The sequence below is a fragment of the Micromonospora sp. CPCC 206060 genome (genome assembly GCF_036906895.1).
In the GTDB taxonomy this organism is placed as follows: Bacteria; Actinomycetota; Actinomycetes; order Mycobacteriales; family Micromonosporaceae; genus Micromonospora.
The window spans coordinates 1-2,260 of record NZ_JBAKHU010000188.1 but is presented as its reverse complement, the minus strand read 5'-3'; the positions used below and the strand labels follow the sequence as shown (position 1 = coordinate 2,260).

Annotated in this window: 1 protein-coding gene; it reads left to right on the top strand. The window is 70.6% G+C overall.

What is annotated here, in order from left to right:
• Position 1 precedes the first annotated feature (1 nt).
• A partial coding sequence (locus tag V6U90_RS33125; protein WP_334445072.1) for an acyltransferase domain-containing protein occupies positions 2 to 2,260 on the top strand: 2,259 nt, incomplete at its 3' end.

The window sequence follows — 2,260 nt, the reverse complement described above, 5'->3', positions numbered from 1 at the left end:
GGTGCTGTCGCTCGCTGATGCGGCGAAGCTTGTGGCGGCTCGTGGTCGGTTGATGCAGGCTCTACCGGCTGGTGGGGTGATGGTGTCGGTGCAGGCCACCGAGGCGGAGGTGTTGCCGCTGCTGGCCGGCCGGGATGACCAGGTGGGTGTGGGTGCGGTCAACGGCCCGACCTCCGTGGTCCTCTCGGGTGCGGAAGCAGCGGTGGAGGAGATCGCCGAACACTTCCGTGAGCTTGGTCGGAAGACGAAGCGGCTGAGTGTGTCGCATGCGTTCCATTCGCCGTTGATGGCGCCGATGTTGGACGAGTTCCGTGCCGTGGTTGCTGGCCTGTCGTTCACCGCTTCCGATATCCCGGTGGCGTCGACGGTGACCGGTGAGTTGACCACCGCCAGTGTGTGGGCGGATCCGGATTACTGGGTGGAGCACGTCAAGGCGGGCGTCCGGTTCGCCGACGCGGTGACCGCCGTCCACACCAGTGGTGTGGTCACGTTCGTGGAGATCGGTCCGGACGCGATCCTGACCGCCCTGACCGGGCAGATCGTAAACGCCGACGACGAGGTGGCTGCGGTTCCCCTGGTCCGTAGGGACCGGGACGCGGCCGTCACCTTCACCGCTGGGCTCGGCAGCCTGTGGGCCCGCGGCGTCACCGTTGACTTCTCCGCCCTGCTGGCCGGGGGCCGCCGGGTGGACCTGCCCACCTACGCCTTCCAGCACCAGCGGTACTGGTTGGAGGCGACCGCGCAGGTACCGGCCGATCCGACCGGGCTGGGTCTACACGCTGCCGAGCATCCGTTGCTGGCGGCGGCGATGACCCTGGCCGGGGCGGACGAGCATGTGCTGACCGGTCGGCTGAGTGTGGCGACGCATCCGTGGTTGGCCGATCACCAGGTGATGGACACCATCGTCCTGCCCGGTACCGCGCACGTGGAACTCGCCCTGCACGCCGGTCACCGGGTGGGTTGCGACACCCTGGACGAGCTGACCCTCCAGGCGCCACTGGTGCTGCCCGCCTCGGGCGCGGTACACGTCCAGATCACCGTCGGCGAAGCCGACGTACAGGGCCGCCGGCAACTCCACATCTACTCCCGTCCCGAGGACGCCTCAACCGACACCCCGACCACCCTGCACGCTGCCGGCATCCTGCTGCGCGAGGCCCCCGACGGAACGACGGCCACCGAACTCGCCGCCTGGCCCCCCACCGGGGCCGAAGAGGTCGATGTCTCCGCGCTCTACCAGGAGTTGAGTGCCGCCGGCCTCACCTACGGCCCGGCCTTCCAGCTGGTACGCCGGGCCTGGCGGGCAACCGACAGCGACCAGGTCTTCGCCGAGGTCGCACTGTCACAGCAGAACGCGGGTGACGCGGACCAGTTCGGCCTGCACCCGGCGTTGATGGACGCGGCCCTGCACAGCATCGGCCTCGCCGGTCGGAGCGCGCTCACCGGAGGCGCCCAACTTCCCTTCGCCTTCGTCGGCGTACGGCTGCACGCCACCGGCGCCACCGTTCTCCGGGTCCGGATCACCCCGGCCGACTCCGACTCCGTACGCCTCGACCTCGCCGACAGCACCGGTGCGCTGGTCGGCACGGTCGACTCGCTGATCCTGCGTACCGTCGACCGGGACCAGATCAGCGGCGGCACGACCGGTTCCCGGGACGCCCTCTACCAGGTGGAGTGGGTCGTCGGCCCGGTACAGGAGCGGGCCGGCTCGCCGCAGGTCGCCGTGCTCGGCGCCGACTGGCAGCCGGAGCTGGCCAACATCTGTGCGGCTGTCGTCGTACCCGATGTGCTGCTCGCCCCGGTCGAGCCGACCGGTGGCGACCTGGCCGACGATGCGCGCCACCTTGTCCACCGGACCCTGGGACTGGTGCAGGAGTTCCTGGCCGCCGAGCAGCTTGCCGCCACCCGGCTGGTACTGGTCACCCGGGGTGCGGTCGCCACCGGCACCGGGGAGATCCCACACCCGGGGCAGGCCGCGCTCTGGGGCCTGGTGCGGTCCGCCCAGGCCGAACACCCGGACCGGCTGGTCCTGCTGGACCTGGACGACTCGGCCGACGCCGGACTGGTCCTGCCTGCTGTGCTCGCCTGTGGCGAGCCGGAGGTGGCGGTGCGCGCCGGTCGGGTGTTCGTGCCCCGGTTGGTGCGGGTGGTGGAGTCGGTTGAGGGTGCGGCCTGGGCTGCTGATGGTGCGGTGTTGGTGACCGGTGGTACGTCGGGTCTGGGTGCGTTGGTGGCCCGGCATCTGGTCGTTGCGCATGGTGTT